The 16,507-nt window shown below is 50.9% G+C and carries 11 protein-coding genes; 3 read left to right on the top strand and 8 right to left on the bottom strand.

From position 1 onward, the window contains the following. Nucleotides 1–35 precede the first annotated feature (35 nt). The 5 genes from X474_RS10300 to cooS form a co-directional block, all read right to left on the bottom strand. Nucleotides 36–1,223 (bottom strand): metal-dependent hydrolase family protein, encoded by a 1,188-nt coding sequence (locus X474_RS10300; RefSeq protein ID WP_044348692.1) that lies wholly within the window; start codon nucleotides 1,221–1,223, stop codon nucleotides 36–38. Between the two features lie 596 nt (nucleotides 1,224–1,819). After that, nucleotides 1,820–2,758: a DMT family transporter gene (locus X474_RS10295; protein WP_044348691.1), complete on the bottom strand. Its 939-nt coding sequence runs from the start codon at nucleotides 2,756–2,758 to the stop codon at nucleotides 1,820–1,822. A 211-nt stretch (nucleotides 2,759–2,969) separates the two neighbouring features. Next, complete coding sequence (locus tag X474_RS10290; RefSeq protein ID WP_052515080.1) at nucleotides 2,970–5,531, bottom strand: PocR ligand-binding domain-containing protein; 2,562 nt, start codon at nucleotides 5,529–5,531, stop codon at nucleotides 2,970–2,972. Between the two features lie 790 nt (nucleotides 5,532–6,321). Further along, the gene (locus X474_RS10285; protein ID WP_044348690.1) at nucleotides 6,322–7,185 is read right to left on the bottom strand and encodes a DUF6544 family protein; all 864 of its coding nucleotides are present in this window, start codon (nucleotides 7,183–7,185) and stop codon (nucleotides 6,322–6,324) included. 119 nt (nucleotides 7,186–7,304) lie between these two features. Then, nucleotides 7,305–9,350, bottom strand: a complete 2,046-nt coding sequence (gene cooS / locus X474_RS10280; protein ID WP_044348689.1) for an anaerobic carbon-monoxide dehydrogenase catalytic subunit — start codon at nucleotides 9,348–9,350, stop codon at nucleotides 7,305–7,307. A 599-nt stretch (nucleotides 9,351–9,949) separates the two neighbouring features. Between cooS and X474_RS10275 the strand changes: the two genes are divergently transcribed. Further along, nucleotides 9,950–10,402 carry a hypothetical protein gene (locus X474_RS10275; RefSeq protein ID WP_044348688.1) on the top strand — a complete coding sequence of 151 codons (453 nt, stop codon included), beginning with the start codon at nucleotides 9,950–9,952 and terminating at the stop codon, nucleotides 10,400–10,402. A 56-nt stretch (nucleotides 10,403–10,458) separates the two neighbouring features. Here X474_RS10275 and X474_RS10270 read toward each other — a convergent pair whose 3' ends face one another. Both X474_RS10270 and X474_RS10265 read right to left on the bottom strand, forming a co-directional pair. Further along, the gene (locus X474_RS10270) at nucleotides 10,459–10,821 is read right to left on the bottom strand and encodes a cupin domain-containing protein (RefSeq protein ID WP_044348687.1); all 363 of its coding nucleotides are present in this window, start codon (nucleotides 10,819–10,821) and stop codon (nucleotides 10,459–10,461) included. Nucleotides 10,822–10,890: 69 nt separating this feature from the next. Continuing rightward, nucleotides 10,891–11,889 (bottom strand): helix-turn-helix domain-containing protein, encoded by a 999-nt coding sequence (locus X474_RS10265; protein WP_052515079.1) that lies wholly within the window; start codon nucleotides 11,887–11,889, stop codon nucleotides 10,891–10,893. Nucleotides 11,890–12,108: 219 nt separating this feature from the next. On the opposite strand from X474_RS10265, the gene X474_RS10260 reads away from it, so the two are divergent. Together X474_RS10260 and X474_RS10255 are read left to right on the top strand one after the other, a co-directional pair. Further along, on the top strand, nucleotides 12,109–14,208 hold the full coding sequence (locus X474_RS10260; RefSeq protein WP_044348686.1) for a TonB-dependent receptor: 2,100 nt from the start codon (nucleotides 12,109–12,111) through the stop codon (nucleotides 14,206–14,208). 1 nt (nucleotide 14,209) lies between these two features. Beyond that, complete coding sequence (locus tag X474_RS10255; protein WP_044348685.1) at nucleotides 14,210–15,256, top strand: class I SAM-dependent methyltransferase; 1,047 nt, start codon at nucleotides 14,210–14,212, stop codon at nucleotides 15,254–15,256. Nucleotides 15,257–15,310: 54 nt separating this feature from the next. Here the strand turns inward: X474_RS10255 and X474_RS10250 are convergent, their stop codons facing one another. Beyond that, nucleotides 15,311–16,417, bottom strand: coding sequence for a hypothetical protein (locus X474_RS10250; RefSeq protein ID WP_044348684.1), 1,107 nt, complete (start codon nucleotides 16,415–16,417; stop codon nucleotides 15,311–15,313). Nucleotides 16,418–16,507 lie beyond the last annotated feature (90 nt).

Genomic DNA, 16,507 nt, shown 5'->3' with positions numbered 1-16,507 from the left:
ATAACCTCCTCAAGTCCTCTGGATTATAAAGATCTTCAGCGGACAGGTTCCCCGGCCTTAAAAACCGTGGTGATGTTTTCCGAACGGGAAAGCAGCTCCACATCTTTAAGGGGATCGCCCTTCACCAGCAAAAGATCAGCCTGTTTACCCTTGGCCACGACTCCCAAGTCTCCCTCCTGACCCAAAAGCCGGGCGGCCTGACTGGTGGCTGCGATAATCGCCTCATGGGCCGTAAACCCATAATCCACCATTAATTTCAACTCAAAGGCATTTTCTCCGTGCAGGTTGAAAGGAGTCCCGGCATCGGTGCCCATTGCAATTGGAACACCGGACTCCTTAGCCCTTTGGATGCTCTTTTTATGAGCCTCCCGCACATTTCTGGCCTTTTCCACAAAAGGAGCCGGTATGCCGGACTCCACGCCCTTATCCGCAATAAAGGTAAGGGCCGCTATGGTGGGGACCAAATACACCTTGTTTGTCCTCATTAGCTCTATTGATTCGTCATTCAAGAAAAACCCGTGTTCAATGGAATCAATGCCCGCCTTGAGCGAGTTCAGAATTCCCTGGGTTCCCTGGGCATGGCTGGCGGTCTTACGTCCTGCCTTGTGAGCCTCTTCCACCGCGGCTTTCTGCTCTTCCAGGCAGGCCTGGGCGCTGCCCGGCTCCACCCCCAAGGTCAAAACTCCGCCGGTGGAGATGATCTTCACCACATCCGCGCCCGCCTTGAGCTGCTCCCTGGCGGCCTTGCGGAAATCATCCGCACCATCGGCCTCGCGCCCCATCAACCAGCCATGACCGCCGGTTATGCAAAGGGGCTTGCCGCTGACCAGCATTCTGGGGCCTTTTATCTCGCCCTTGTTTATGGCGTCTCTGACGGCCAGGTCCACTCCATCCACTCCGCCGAGATCGCGAACCGTGGTTATGCCGGCCTTCAGGGTTTTTTCCGCCTGAGATGCGGCCAGGAGCGTCAAAGCGGGCAGGTTCATTTTGCTGGCCAGATTAAGGGGGTCGGCCGATCCGTTCAGACACATATGCACATGACTGTCGATCAGTCCGGGCATTATGGTATGGTTCGATGCATCTAACTGTTTCCAGTCCGGTGAAAGCGCCTCTCTGTCAGTCAGCACATCCATGATCCTGTCTTTTTCCACCACCACACAGGCTGAATCAAATACTTCACCATCGCCGGTCAGGACTCGGCCGTTTACCAAAACAAAAGGCATGTCATTACCCTTAGATTAATATGTTTTTATTGTTATTTTATAGAGTTACAATAATAGAAATCCCATCGCTACTCGTTTTGCCCCTCAAAAATGCAAGACAACGAGTGACGAGTGATTCAAATATTTTCCAAAAACAGAATTTTTCGCAAAAAACAGTCTTTTTATTCTGTTTTTCATTCCATAATTTTACTAATTCATGTCGCCAAGATCGGACTCTGAAACTTTTATCAAAACCTATCGACTTGAGCAAGTTATTTTTTCACTCAGCGAAAAGGCATATCAGTTCAAAGAAATCAGGTTGGAAAAGCTGTAACATATGGAGCAATCAGCTATTTTGACTATTGCATTCCACGTAAAATTAGTAAGTTGTGTATTAAAATTCCAATTTATACACGATTAGTAAGCTTATATTTTTCTTTAAAGTTATAATTATCTTTATACTTTTTATTATCTTATCCCTACACTCCCCCTAAATATACCTTTCAAAACTATGCTATTTTCAAATGAGCTTTATCAGACGAATGTAAAAAAGATCAAAAGTTTTTTAACAGGTGCTCACCCCAAAATTGAAACATCGAAAACCTGCTTGAAGTCATTCAGTTTTGCTTATCACAAGCAACCTGCCGGTCTTTTTTCTCCAGATTCAAGGTCATGCTGCTGGCAAGAATCAAAAAAGTGCCCAAGACCAGCTTCAGGGTCAGTGGCTCCTTCAAAAAAAACACCCCGAAAAAAGCCAACAAAGGCAATTCCAGAATCATCAGCACCCCCACCCTGGAGGCGCGCAACACTTCAAAACCCTTGTTTACAAAAAGATGTGACAAAACCGAGGGCAGAACCATTACCGCCAATACGGTTATGCCAAGCCGGGAATCCGGCCAAAAAGAAACCGAATTCGTGAGCCCATTCTGCAACCAGGGTGCCAGGCAAACCAGACTGCCCACCAGGCAAAGGTAAAAATAGATTGATATGGGGTTGTTGTCCCTGCAAAGACGCCGCACAAGAATCATGGCCAGACTGGCCAGCAAGGCGGCGGTCAAGGCCATCATATGCCCCCAGTCAAGGGGCGAGATATCGCCCTGAGGCCACAGGATCACCGCCGCACCGATAAAGGCGACAACCACCAGAGACCATTCCTTGGGTCCGGCCGGTTCTCCCACCACTGAAGCGGAGAGCAGACAGGTAAAGGCGGGCCAGGTGTAAAAAAGCACCATGGCCTCAGATATGGGTATGCGGCCAAAGGCCAGGACCATCAAAAGAAAAGCGGCCACACTGGCTCCGGCCCTTATCAATTGCAGGATCAGATGGCTGCCCCAAAGGGAAAGCCCGAAGAGCCTTGCCGCCGCCAGAAGGATCACCCCCCCGAACAGGTAACGGGTAAGGCCGATCTGCCAGATTGAAAGGTGGCCGCTGCCGACCTTGGCCGCCCCGTTCATGATCGCATACATCAGAACCGAAGCCAGGGTCCAGGACACACCTCGCCCTATTTTTTCCTCACCTGCCATTAAACCCCTCTCATCCATCAATCTGGTCAGCATAACCACGCAGGCCCCTTTTTGGCAAGGACAAGCTTAAGAAGGATTGATTTAAATTTTAAAGGAAGAGAATAAAGATAATCATACTTACCTGAAAAGGCGGCACTGAGAAGGGCTATGGACTACAAGTAAGGGCGTCCGGGCCAAAAACCCACCATAGACAGCCTTAAAGGAGACCTGCCGGGGCATATTACTTGAATCTTCAATTTCAGAATTATCTATCAAAAACAGTTCGGATCTTATCCAATAAATCAGCCAGACGGTATGGCTTGCCGACGTATCCCAAGGCTCCTGCCTCCATGGTTTTTTGGGCCTGGCTGTTGATGGAATAGCCACTGGCGATAATGACCTTGGCCTTGGGGTCGAACTGAATGATTTCCTTTACCCCCAGATGACCACCCATCCCCGGCATACCTATATCCATGATCACCAGGTCTATTTCATGCGACCTGTTTACATAAGTTTCCACGGCTTGTTCTGCACTGGATGCGGTCAGGACCGTATAACCAAACCTTTCCAGTAATCCCGAAACCATTCCCCTTATCGCTTCTTCATCATCCACCAGGAGAAGAGTCTCGGTTCCTCCCGTGGTTTCCCCACCGCCCATATCCTTTATTTTTTCACTTGGCTCGGCCTCGGATGTCACCTGTTCGCTTGCCGGCAGGTAAATTTTAAATACGGTGCCTTGGCCGACTTCACTATAGCAAGTCATGAACCCGCCATGATTTTTAACAATGCCGTAAGCAGAAGCCAATCCAAGCCCTGTCCCCTTGCCTACTTCTTTGGTTGTAAAAAAAGGTTCAAAAACATGGTCTATTGTCTCCTGATCCATGCCGTGCCCGGTATCGGAGACAGTGAGCAAGACATGGGCGCCGGAATTTGCTTCAAAATGGCTATTTATGAATTCCTCGTCCACAATTATATTTTTGGTTTCTATTATGAACTTGCCGCCGTCAGACATACTGTCCGCCGCATTGGAGCCCAGATTCAGCAATATCTGCTCAATTTGCACAGGATCGGCATTGACCGGCCATAACTCCCGGTCAAGGTGCGCCCGGATCTCGATCATTTTGGGTATGGTTCGCTCCAGAAGCACCATTGTCTGCTCAATCATCCGGTTAAGGTTGACTTTTTTGGTTTGCGTTTCCAGCTTGCGGCTGAAAAAAAGCAGCTGCTGAATCAGCTCCCTTGCTCTTTCACTCACAGATAAAATATCCCGCAACTTGGGATACATGGAGGAACCTTTGTCAACATCCAGAAGGATAAACTGGGTGGAGCTTATGATGGCCTGTAATAAATTATTGAAATCATGAGCAATTCCACCTGCAAGAGTTCCGACGGCTTCCATTTTTTCCGCTTGCCGCAGTTGAGTCTGCAATTTTTCATTCTCTTTTTCGGCCCGCTTCCGCTCAAATATGAAACGAGCCTGCTGAACGTTATGATAAGCCGTGGTGGAGAGTTGGCCTGCAATATTGAAAAGGGTTTGGGCAATAAACATGAAATGCTCTTGTGACATGGAAGGGACTTCCCGGAAGGCCTTTATGAAGCTCTCCTCGTCAGCTTCGATCTTCCGGGCGTATTCACGCATGTTATCCTCGGTCTGGGTTTCATCCCGCACCTGCCCAATAAGCCAGTTGGCAATGTGCTTGCCGCCGACGGTAATGCTGGCACCTGCGTTCCAAAGGCCCGCGCTTAAGCACGGTTGAACAATTGGGCCCCGAGGATCATGTTTACCAATGGCGGCATCAGAAATTTGGCAGTTGATTCGGCCTGTTTCCGTTTTCCTAATTATGTTTTCGCAAAGGTGTGTGAAGTTGCCGGGTTTTGTGATGGGCGTGCCGTCGGGATGCGTTATCAGCGAGGCCGTGCCTGTGGCTCTGGCGAACTCATCCTGAAGGCGCTGAATATCGTCTAAGTTAAAAAGATCTTCAAAAAGGATATCCTCGGCTTTGTCCAGCGGCTGAGTCAGCGCCATGATACGTTTTTCCAGGGCTTCCTCGGTCCGTATGCGCTCGGTGATGTCAAAAGCGGTAAAGGTTATACCTGCTGAAAGGTCGGACGGATCAATCGGTGTTACTCCCAGCACCGTATTAAAGACTTCACCATCTTTTCTCTTACACCGGACCTCGAGGCTGCCTGTCCCGTGTTCTTGCAGCTGTCCGTAAATCTCCCGTCCGACTTCTTCATATTCATCATCCGAAGCGTATAATATTTTTGCGTCTTCCCCAATAAGCTCCTCCTTGGTATAGCCGGTCATATCGCACAGGTGATCATTGACCTCCACAAAAAAACGATCGGAGACCACCCCCAAACCCACCGGCGCAGCCTGGATGACACCTCGCATCTTTTCTTCGGTTTTTCTAAGCGCCTCCTCAGCCTGTCTTTGCTCTGTGATATCAATGATCGTCCCAACAAGGCCGGTTGCCTTGTCTTCTTTAACAGCATGCGTACAATGAAAAATGCCTGGAAAAACCGAGTTGTCTTTCCTAATGAAAATATATTCGGAATGATGAGGTCTGTTTTCTTTAAGCACGAGGCTCATGCTCGTCACGGCCCTGTTGCGATCAGGGGGAGAGATCAGGTCGGAAGCCATAAGACCTTGAGCATAATCCTTTTGCGAGTATCCGAATTGCTTAAGCCCATGGGGATTGACATATACCAGGTTACCTTCGGAATCCGCCTCAAATACGCTTATCGGCAGCGATTGGGTAAGATAATCGTGTTGCCTTTCCCTCCCCGGTTTCAATCCTCCCTTAACAGCGTTTTTTGCATCCATCAGCTGATCCCTGTCTTCCCATGCATTAGTATTGCCTTGAGGCGCCAATCTCCGATTTTAATATTTATTTAAGCTTGTTGTGTCATGACTAATCAGTACCTCATGATCCAAGACTTAAGTCGGCATGGTCTAATGATGACAGAACCGCAAAAGCAACAAGGCCACCTGAAACCATTGGCGGTTTTTTTAAATCCCGACCCTCTGCATAAAACCAAGGCGTTCTACTTTGAAACTGACTTGGTCAGTCTGCCCACGGAGCGGATACAGATCTGAAGGTTCCTGGTTTTAAGCCAAGATTTTGCTCGTGGAAGGCCGAAGGAAAGAGATGATGTTCTTTTTCATGCAATGCCAATGAACAGCGGGCAGGACAAATTCCGCGTCAACTCGAAACCGGAACAGATTAACTGATCGTTTTTTTACTTTTTGTTTAGCAATCTCCAAAACCCATCACCAGAAAGCACATTTACGGGACCAGACAAAACGGATAATCAACCCTGCCTGCAGTTATGGCTGCAAAAGGAGAAAAAACCTTGTATGAAATAGCCGTACTAAAACCACTTTTTCCGCTGCCACAGGCCGGGCCTTCCATGAAATCCATATCCATGAAATCAGATGAAAGTTTGACGCCTTGAAAACCTATAATGATAAAGCAGCCAAAACAAACCGTTAATAATAATGTTAACAGGTAATAAGGATATTGAAACCGATTTTAAAAACCCGCGGCCTAAGAAGGGTGAATCATGGATGTATGCGGACAATTCCGTTGCTTACCACCCAACATCACGAATAATCAGGGTTTTTCCAGCTTGAGGAGTTCTATCTCGAGCATGGATCTGTCTGACACCATGTACCTGGTGCCCTGTTCCATGCGAAAGGGTATGTAAGTGCCTTGTTCTTTGCGCCAATCGGAATAGCGGCAGAAAAAGCGACGAATCCTGAGTTCGGCAAACGGGCCCGGATCAGCCAGGAAAAAGAAAGGCGCCCCTTTAGAGGCGGCAAAAAGAAAGGTTCCACTGACCGTGATCCCATCCTGGGTCAAGCTCACCCTGGCCGCCCTGCCGCTACCTATTTTTTTAACCGTGCGCTCCCACTTGAGATCAGGTCCGGGTAAAAGGGCATGCGGATGCCACACCGCCTCTGCCAGCCAGCGGAGCATGAGATAAGCCCTGATCACCTGGCCTTTTCTATCCGAGACCTCCAAAAGGCCCCAGAGCCAGGAATCCACCCGAGCGGAATCCGTCAATTTACTGGTGAGGATATAGAGTTTGGTCAGGGGGGCCAGATCTGCCTTTGCGGCCCATACCATTTGTCTGGTGGAAAGGGTTATGTGCTCTCTGGCCTCGAAATCACTCCAGGAAGAATCCTCGGTGGTTTTTATACGTCCTTTTTGCCAGACTCTTGTCAGCTCGGCCTTTGGTTGATCTAAAGGCGCCGCCTTTTCAAGATACTGTCTCACTAAAGGCGGCAGGTCGGCCAGATCAGTCCTTTTATATTGCTCAGTCGCGGTTTGATCTGCCATATGGTGCATGGACTTGAGAAGATCCTGGTGTCTTTGCTCAAACCGGTCGGCTCCCAGGTAATCAGCCCCGTAAAGCCCCACACAGCCCAGCAATATAAGGACCACCAGCACCCTTAATATTTTTACAAAAGGCATTGATCCATCCCTTGTTTTTATTCAGCATAGCACACCTGAAGCAAGCCCAATAGAAAACCGCCTGCTCCCTCGGGAACAGGCGGAATCCTAACCGGTTTAGATTAAAGAAACAAAGCGGATCAGGCTGCGTCAAGCTCCCTTCTGGCCGCCATGTCCACCAGCACCCTTTCCTTGCCTTTGTCAAGGCCCAGGGCGGCCCGCTTTTTGTTGATGTGCTCAATCATTTTGCGGGCGTGGGCATAGGGGTCAAGCTCAAGGTCCCATTTGCCGCCATAGAGATTCTCGAGCTCCTCAAACAAGAACTTCTGGAACTTAGGTGACCCGGTCACCGGAAGCCCGTTGCCAAAGACAGTGTAAACCCCGCTGGCTACAAAGTAATGGCCAATGGCAATCGCCTTTTCGCTCATCCACTCAGGTGCGCTTCCGGCCGCGGGCAGCTCGCTTATATCCTTGCCCAGGCCTCCGGCTTTGACCACCTCGGTGGCGGCCATGAGGATGCGGCTGTTATCCACACAGGCTCCCATATGCAGAACCGGCGGGATGCCCACCGTCTCGCAGACCTCGGCCAGTCCGGGTCCGCAGTAGACCTTGGCCGACTCCGGGGCCAAGAGCCCCGCCTTACCGCAGGCCATGGCCGAGCAGCCGGTGGAAAGTACGATAACATCCTGTTTTAAAAGTTCCTTGATAACTGTCAGATGGCCGCTGTCATGCATTGTGCGGGCATTGTTGCACCCGACCACGCCTGCGATGCCGCGAATGCGGCCGTTTATGATATTGTCGTTCAAAGGCGTATAAGAACCTCTGAAAGCGCCGCCCAGGTGGTACTTGATGGCCTCCTTGGAAAAACCGGCCACCATGGGCTCCTTGGCATTGGGGATCATCACCCCCGGCCTTCGGTTGGGGAAATTTTCCACTGCCTGACGCACGATTTTACGGGCGTCCTCCAGGGCGGAATGCTCGTCAAACTCAATATGAGTAGTATTGCCGCTTTCTATCATGGCCCTGGGATTGGTGGTTATGATCTTGGTGTGGTAGCACTCGGCCACATTGGCGATGTTTTCCATGATGCACTGTACATCCACCACCATGGCTTCCACTGCTCCGGTGACAATAGCCAGCTCCTGTTGCAGGTAGTTGCCCGCGGTCGGCAGGCCGTGACGCACCAGTATCTCATTGGCCGTGCAGCACATACCGGCCAGAAGAATGCCTTTGGCTCCCTTTTGTTTGGCGTATTCAAGCATCTCCGGCTCTTGGGAGGCCACGACAATCATCTCGGAAAGAAGAGGCTCGTGACCGTGAACCAGTATGTTCACATGGTCTTCCTTCAAAACGCCCAGGTTGATCTCGCCCTGCATGGGGTAGGGAGTGCCGAACATGATGTCCTGCAGGTCCGTGGCCAGCATGGACCCGCCCCAACCATCGGCCAGGGCCGCTCTGGAACACTGCTTGACCAGGTTTCTGTAGTCCTGGTCCACCCCCATATGGGTGCGGTGTAAAAGTTCCACGATCTCCCGGTCAATACCCCTGGGCACTACGTCCAGGTCCCGCCACACCTCCAGCCTGGCCGGAGGGGCCTGCAGGGCGGAGAGGATTTCGCCCTCCTGACTGGTCCATTGGGCCAGGGCCTTTTGGCCCACATCCCTCGCCAGTTCGTAGGTTTCGCGCATCTCGGGCCGCTTCACCCCGTCTTCACCCTCAACCATGATGGTGGTGGGAACATTGAGGTACTGAGCCACTTCCATGAGTTTTTCAGTGTCATGAACCGAATAGTCCTCTGTTTCCCGGTTGGCCATGGCTATAAAGGTCTCGACCACGCCGCGGCCGTGGTCGCCGTGGGCAGCGGAACCAACCGCCACCATACGGGCGAAGTTACGGGCCGCGATCGTTTCGGGCGTTGCTCCGCAAAGCCCTTTTCTGGTGTCGTCCCCTTCAATTCCGCCCTTGGGCAAAGGCAATCGGCAAGGCCCCTGGGAGCAGACCTTGCAGCAGGTGCCTTGTGCGCCAATGTTGCAGGCCTTCATGGTCACGGCCCGGTCAAAAATAGTTTCCACTCCATCATGCTGGGCCTTTTCCAGCATCTGCTGGGTGGCCACATCCACCGTTACTTCTTTGGGATTCAAGGCCTTCTTGGCCTTTTTTTTGAGTTTGGATTCGTCCAATGACATGCTTCGGCTCCTTTTGTTTGGGTTGCCCTGTGGGGCGCAGTGGCGACAATAATATTAATAGTAGTCATTACTATTTATTTTGCAAGTCTTTCCATGTTTTTAGTAGGGTAAAATAGAATAAATTCCCCTTTCCCTTCCTTCTATTTTTATTTTTCAAAATCACCAAGTTACAAGATTTGGCAAGCAATGAACAACAGGGGCGGGTTACTTTTTACAAGCATTTTGCAAAATGCATATTTCAGGCTATATATTCTATAGTATTTTAGTCGGCTTAAAAACCATTAAAAGCCCCATTCAATTGTTTTGACTTACAGGAAAAGACCCGACAAACCCTTCTAAGGTGGTTATTCTTAGATCATGGGCCTTGGCGCCTAGGGGTGTGCCCGGAAAAATAATTTGGCCTAATTTAGTCGAGAAACAATCAAAAAGTTAATTTTAGGGGCCGCATCTTTAAAAACTTAGGAAAAAACACGGTGTCTTTGCCACTTGCCAGCAGAGGCTCCAAGATAATGCATAGTCAGGTGAAAGGCTTCGGAGTATCCGAAAATAGTGGATTTTAGCGAGGTTCAGCACCCCGAATTCAAACCTGGAGAAGAGTCATGCAAGAGCGCCAGATAGCCTGGATTCATCTGCCGGACAAGTCACCTGAAGCTCTCACCAACTCCGAACGCAGCTACCTGGAGACCGCGCTTTGGCTCAGCCGCACCAACCATCCCATGGGCAAACGTTTTGCCAGGGTTTTTCACCATGCCGTCAGCGCCTGCCTGGACCTGCTTATCTGGGAAAGGGGGCGCTCCAAAAGGGATTACCTCAGCCTGCCGCCATTTGACCCAAGCCCCATATCCCCTTTGATGCGGGAGCGGCTGGAAGGCATTCTCTGGATTTTACGCCAAAAAAAAGGGAGTTCCCTGGCCAGTCATCTGGAGGCCATGCTGCTTGAAAACCTACGCATGGCGGCCCAGGTGGACCCTGCCCGCGCTGACCAAAAAACAGACGGAAAAGTGGTGGATTTTGACCGGGCCGTTCAAAAAAGAAACAAGGATAAAGACTGATCAGACCCGTCGCTGTTCATTGAGCCCGGCCTGCCTGAATTTTCCAGCACCGAGGCTCAGATCCACTCAAGATCCTTTTGGGTGTGAGAGTCTTCCACATCTCCGGTATTCACGGTTTCAAGCGGCTCAAACAACATGATACAGGTTTCTTCAAGAGCCACGGGACGATGTTCCACCCCCTTGGGAACAATGACAAACTCACCACTGGTCAGGATCAGGCTCCGGTCCCTGGTCTGAAGCTCCATCTCACCGGAGACCACCAAGAACATCTCATCCTGACTTTCATGGGAATGCCAAACAAACTCGCCCTTTATCTTGGCCAACTTAACATGACAGTCATTGACTTGGCCTGCTATTTTGGGGGACCAAGTCTCATTGATAAGGCTGAACTTTTCAGTCAAATTTATTTTTCTAAGCATAAAAGGCCCCTTTTACAGGAATAGGGCCCAGTTATAGCATAAAACCTCGATTTAGAGCCCTATAAAACCTTATTTAAGCAAATCGCCGGGTGTCACACCGAAGCACTTGCGAAAAGCCGTTATAAAATGGCTTACATTGGTATATCCCACTTCCCAGGCGGCCTGGCTCACATTCACCCTGCCATCGAGTAGCATTTCCCGGGCCATTTGCATGCGTTTTTCATGGAGAAGCCCAAAAACAGTGCTGCCGAAAACCTGGTTAAAGCCCTTCTTCAACTTAAATTCGTTGGTCCCCACCAGGTGGGCCAGTTCCTTCAGGCCGGGCGGATTTTGCATCCTGGCCAGCAAGATCTCCCTGGCGGCCCGAATCTTTTCCTGATCCCGGCTGTTAAGCCCTGCGGGAACTTTTTTGATTTGACTGACCTGCAATTGGGCCAGATGCAGGCACAAAAGCTCCGTGGCCTTGCTCTCCATATATCGCCTGCCCAGACTGCCCTGAAAGGGGCAATTTAAAATACGGTTCAAAACCATATCCATTTCCCTTGTGCGGGCCATGGCCAGGGTGAAGGCCCGGGGGTCGGCCTGGTCCAAAAGCGTGGTCAGCAGGCGAGGTATGCGGTCAAACTCTTCCGCACCTAAAAAACGGGCCAAATGCCCAGGCGAGAGGTGCAGGCTCAAGGAGCAGATTTCACCTTTTGAAACAGGCTCGATTCTGCCCCGGGCATTGCCCAGCCAGGAAAGGGCGCACTGCCCTTGATCCAGGGTCACCCCGGCCCGCTTCCCCTTCTGGGGGCTGAACTGGTTATTCACCTCACCGCAAAGGCAATACCAAAAGCAGACCGGGCCGTTTTGGATCTCATAATCCACCAGAGCCGCCTTACTGGTGGCCCCCCGGTTAAAGGCGCCCCAGGCCCCCGGAAAAAGCTCAAACGTACGGCTGGCAGGGCCTGCGTCCTGAAATCCGTCTACTTTTAATCCCTTAAAAGAATCATCAAGCCGCTCTTCTTCAAGAGGGGTCCAGCCGGAGCTCTCTTCCGGTCCCTTAAGAAAAAAATCACCGCTTTGCATGGGCTTGTTTCCCGGTCAGATTAAGTATGACTTTTTCCATTTACCATTTTTAACTTTATTTGACAATTCAAATAATCCCTTTAAGAGTATCTCTTATCCCTCTGGGAGTAGAGGAGAAATCAAGCGTAATTAAAATGGGTTCGAGCAAGTTGCTTAGCTCGGCCGGACTGGATTGGCCGACATTTTCTTTTCCCTGTTGTTTATATCTAGGAGTCTCTAATGGAAAAAAGCCAAATCTTAAAAAAGGCCTTGTCCTTTACCGGTGCGGCCCTTTTGATTTTTGTTTTCTCCGGGGCCGCCTTGGCCCAGGCCAAGGAAAGCAATGCCTTTCAATTGTCCGAGATAAATGTCACTGCCCAGAAAAGAGGCGAAAACGCTCAAAAGGTGCCCACCTCCCTGGATGCGTTCAGCGGATATGAGCTGGAACAGGCTGATATAAGGGATTTCAAGGAGCTGGCGCCCTGGTCGTCCAATCTGTACATCAGCGCCGGAGGCACCCAGAACATGCTGGTTATAAGGGGCGTCTCCACATTCTCCAGCAGTATTTACTCCCCAGCAGGATTTTACGTGGACGACATTCCCTTTGCCTTGCAATCCATGCAGGAAATCAATTTCATGGATGTGGAAAGGGTGGAGATCTTAAAAGGCCCCCAGGGAACTCTTTACGGGCGAAACAGTGAATCGGGCCTGGTCCATGTAATCACCAGAAAGCCCGATACTCAGCTCAAAGGGAGAGCCACTTTAGAGTATGGCTCATACAACACAACCAGGTTGCAGGCCGGAGTGAGCGGGCCGGTCTTAAAGGATAAATTCTACGCCGGAATAAACCTGCAGACCCGGCAATCAGACGGTTACATGGAAAACCTGGCCTATGACGATGAGAAGGCGGCTTCCAAAGACCATCTTGACGGCAGGCTCAACCTGCGCTTCACCCCTTCCGAGGCCTGGGATATCCAGTTCATCAGCTTTGCCAGCAGGTCTGACGAGGGCTATGGCATCTATCGCTTCAGCGAGGGGATGTTTAAAACCGATCCCTATAAACTCAACCAGGACATAAAAGACCAGTATTACAACCGCGAGTGGTATTCCCAAAACCTGAAAGCAAACTATGAGGGCAGCAATTTTGACCTGCTTTTAGTCGGCGGTTATCTGGACTTCAACTTTGATTCTCTGGGCGACCGTTGGCTCATGCCCAGCCCCAACGGAACCTCCTTCCTTGGAGCGGACAGTCGCCAGGCCAGCCTGGAGATGCGGATCAGTTCCAAGCCCGAGAACGGTCCCGCAAGCTGGCTGGCCGGCGTGTCCGCCTTTTCGGATAAAACCGATTATGACTATAACATGAAAGATCAGACCAACTTATTGATCTATAAACAAACCACAGACTTGGACACCCAGGCCCAAGGGCTCTTCGGCCAGGCCACCTACAGTATTTTCCAGGGCTTCAAGGCCACACTGGGCGCGCGCCTGGATATACAGAAAATAGACGGCGAGATCAATAACAGGCTTATGCAAAGCCGTTATCAGGAAGAGCTTGGCTTTAACGAATTTTTACCCAAGGCCAGCCTGTCCTATGACTTGAACGACCAAGCCATGCTCTATGTCTCCGCCTCAAGGGGATACCTCACAGGAGGGTTCAACCATTTCGCCGATATGATCCACCAGGAAACAGCCAAGACCTATGACCCGGAATACACCTGGAATTATGAGGCAGGCCTCAAATCCCAGTGGTTTGAAAAAAAACTCCTGGTCAACCTTTCGGTTTTTTACATTGATATTTCGGATAAGCAGGTTTCGGAAGTTCATCCCTTCTACGAGGTGGCCAGAATCAGAAACGCGGCGCAAGCTCATTCGAGCGGACTTGAATTGTCAGTCAAGGGAACTCCGGCCAAGGGCCTGGAGGTCTTTGCCAATCTGGGGCTGAGCCAAGCTGAGATTGACGATTGGAAGGCCTGGGAAAAAGACGGCGCGGGCAATCTCTTTCAGTACGACTATTCGGGCAAGAAGCTGCAATACGCACCCGACTACACCTACAACCTGGGGGCTCAGTACAATCACACAAGTGGATTGTTCGGCCGCATGGAGCTAAATGGTGTGGGCCAAGCCTATGGCGACCCCAAAAACCAGACCGAGCAGGATGCCTATGAGTTGGTGAATATAAGACTTGGTTATCAAACCGACCACTATGACATCAGCCTTTGGGCCATGAACCTCTTTGACACCGAGTACAGCGTTTACACAGCCCCCTATGGCAACATGGGCACAGTGGTTGCGGATGGAGAGCCCCTGACAATCGGCGCCACCCTGACCTGGAGGTTTTAATATGACAGGTAAAACAGCCGGCCTGCCCGAACTGGGATTTGATCCCAAAGCAGCGGAGCTTTTTGAGCTGATGGTGGCCCCGGTCCGGTCCTGGGTGCTGTTGACGGGACTGGAACTTGAAATATTCGAACACCTTGAGTCGCCCTGCTCAGCCCGGGAACTGGCCGGGCGCATGGGCCTGCATCCTCTAAACACCCGAATTTTCCTGGATGCGGCCACAGCGGGAGGCTTTTTGCGAAAAGAAGACGAAAACTATCAAAACCTGGCCTTTGTAAACCAATACCTGCTTCGGAAAAGCCCGGTTTTTCTGGGTGGCATGCTTTATAACTCCCGCTATTACTGGCTGGATGGACTGGACCAGATGGCGGAGCAGATCAAAAAAGGCCCTTTGCCAGCCCAGGAGCCCAAGGTAACCGAAGACGCCATGTGGCAAACCATGTGCCAGGGCCTGGCCGCGTCCCAGCGCATGATGATCACATCCCTGGCCATAGAGGCCGCGAGACAGGTGCCGGGTCACGAAAATTTCCAAAAAATCCTGGACCTGGGCGGCGGGCCGGGTCTGGTGGGCATGGCCCTGGTCAAAGAGTTCAAGCAGGCCAAAGGGGTTTTATTTGACCAGCCCGGAGTTGTTAGGGAAGCCGGTAAATACATCAAAAGTGAAGGTCTGGAAGCCAGGTTCAACACCATGGGGGGAGACTTTACCTCTGATGATCCGGGCCGGGACTACGACCTGATCTGGGCCAGCAGCTGCCTTTATTTTGCCAGGCATGATCTTAAGGCCATGATGAAGCGCATTTTAGAGGCCCTTAAACCTGGCGGCGTTTTTATAAACCTCCATGAAGGAATGGAGAAACAGGGCACCAGCCCGTCTGCAGCGGTGCTTTCCATGCTGCTCACTTCGCTGAGGGGCGAGCCGGATATGATGTTCCAAAAGGGGGAATTGGCCCGGGCCATGGCCGAGGTTGGTTTTGATCCCATTCAAACCAGGCAAGTAAAGACTCCCTGGAGTGTGTTTGAGCTTGAACTGGCCTTCAAGCCTGAGGCCTGATCCTTTTAACGCCCGAGGCAACTCCGGCTCCTCACCCGGAGTTGCCTCGGGTTTTCATGGCTCCGGGGGCTCAAAGCCGGCTTCTTTTAAGTAATCCAACAACTTTTCGTGTCCTCTTAAGCTGTTGAGCATGATCTTCAAGGGCTTTCCCTTGGTCGGGGTCACCTGGATGCCCTGTTCCGAATTGGCGGAGATCAAAAACGCCTGGCCGGTTGCGGTGGGGTTGCCCGAACCCAGGATCAAGAGGCCGTAGACCAGCCACTTGGGGGCGTTTCTTTGATAATAAGAAACCTCCTTGATCTCCTTCAGGGCTACGGACTGACGCCCCTTTATATTCACCTTGACCAGCTCTTCAGAGTTAAGCTCGATCCAAAGCGAGGCATACCACCCGGCTATGAATAAAAGGCTGATGCTAATGGCTGTAAGAAACCAAAAGGCCAAAGTCAACCAGGCAAAACCTTTATCAAAATCAAGCAGACCGGCAGTGGAGGAAATAGAAGGAATAATCAAAAAAGGAAAGGCAAAGAAAACCCCGCCTAAAAACAGCCCCAGGATATCGACCAGCACCACACTGGCTGCGCGAGAGTAATAAAGCGCTTCTTGGGGCGGCTTTTTTCTTTTCGGGAAAAAATAGGCTAGAATACCAAGCGCCAATAGATAGGGCCAAAAAGTCCGCCAGGGATATACCAGCTCACTGGGCGCATCAGTGAAAACATAGTCGCTCGCCTTTTGATGACCCATGCCCAGATAAAGTTTCCCCTTATTGGTCTTCAGCTCAATATAGCCAAATTCAGGCCAGGGCTTTTGCAAGGGCAGCAAGGCGGGGTCACCCGGCGCCATGAACAACCGCGCTCTGTAGCCCCTGTTGATCTTATTTTCAAGCTCCCGGTCTGATCCGGGCTTTAGAAGGGCGTTGTAAACCCTTGCTAAAAAGGCCTCGGCCTCCGGGGAGGCTGGAGAGCGCAGGCGGTCTTTGGTCTTGCGGGCGATATAGGCTTCAAGGTCAAGCTGCCTTAATTTTTTCCAGGCCGCACTTTTTTTCTGATCTGCCTGAAAATCCATGGCACGAAAATAAACCAGCCTGTCCGCATGGTTCAGAAAACAGGCGATCGCCCCGAAAAACATCACCAGTATAAATATTCTTCTACCCAGCTCCAGCATGACACACCCTTCCCCTGTAACTCCCATCAGACCAGCCGACCCAGGCCATATCATTTATAAATCAACCCGAACCGCATGGCCAATGGTTTG

Source organism: Dethiosulfatarculus sandiegensis (assembly GCF_000931935.2).
In the GTDB taxonomy this organism is placed as follows: Bacteria; Desulfobacterota; Desulfarculia; order Desulfarculales; family Desulfarculaceae; genus Dethiosulfatarculus; species Dethiosulfatarculus sandiegensis.
The sequence above is the reverse complement of the archived record's forward strand: the minus strand, read 5'-3'. Positions and strand labels throughout refer to the sequence as shown.

Bases quoted from the DNA above. Each gene is read 5' to 3' on its own strand.
- X474_RS10275 (WP_044348688.1), top strand. From the start codon at position 9,950: ATGCAAGAGCGCCAGATAGCCTGGATTCATCTGCCGGACAAGTCACCT.
- X474_RS10250 (WP_044348684.1), bottom strand. From the start codon at position 16,417: ATGCTGGAGCTGGGTAGAAGAATATTTATACTGGTGATGTTTTTCGGG.
- cooS (WP_044348689.1), bottom strand. From the start codon at position 9,350: ATGTCATTGGACGAATCCAAACTCAAAAAAAAGGCCAAGAAGGCCTTG.
- X474_RS10295 (WP_044348691.1), bottom strand. From the start codon at position 2,758: ATGCTGACCAGATTGATGGATGAGAGGGGTTTAATGGCAGGTGAGGAA.
- X474_RS10300 (WP_044348692.1), bottom strand. From the start codon at position 1,223: ATGCCTTTTGTTTTGGTAAACGGCCGAGTCCTGACCGGCGATGGTGAA.
- X474_RS10265 (WP_052515079.1), bottom strand. From the start codon at position 11,889: ATGCAAAGCGGTGATTTTTTTCTTAAGGGACCGGAAGAGAGCTCCGGC.
- X474_RS10290 (WP_052515080.1), bottom strand. From the start codon at position 5,531: ATGGATGCAAAAAACGCTGTTAAGGGAGGATTGAAACCGGGGAGGGAA.
- X474_RS10270 (WP_044348687.1), bottom strand. From the start codon at position 10,821: ATGCTTAGAAAAATAAATTTGACTGAAAAGTTCAGCCTTATCAATGAG.
- X474_RS10255 (WP_044348685.1), top strand. From the start codon at position 14,210: ATGACAGGTAAAACAGCCGGCCTGCCCGAACTGGGATTTGATCCCAAA.
- X474_RS10285 (WP_044348690.1), bottom strand. From the start codon at position 7,185: ATGCCTTTTGTAAAAATATTAAGGGTGCTGGTGGTCCTTATATTGCTG.
- X474_RS10260 (WP_044348686.1), top strand. From the start codon at position 12,109: ATGGAAAAAAGCCAAATCTTAAAAAAGGCCTTGTCCTTTACCGGTGCG.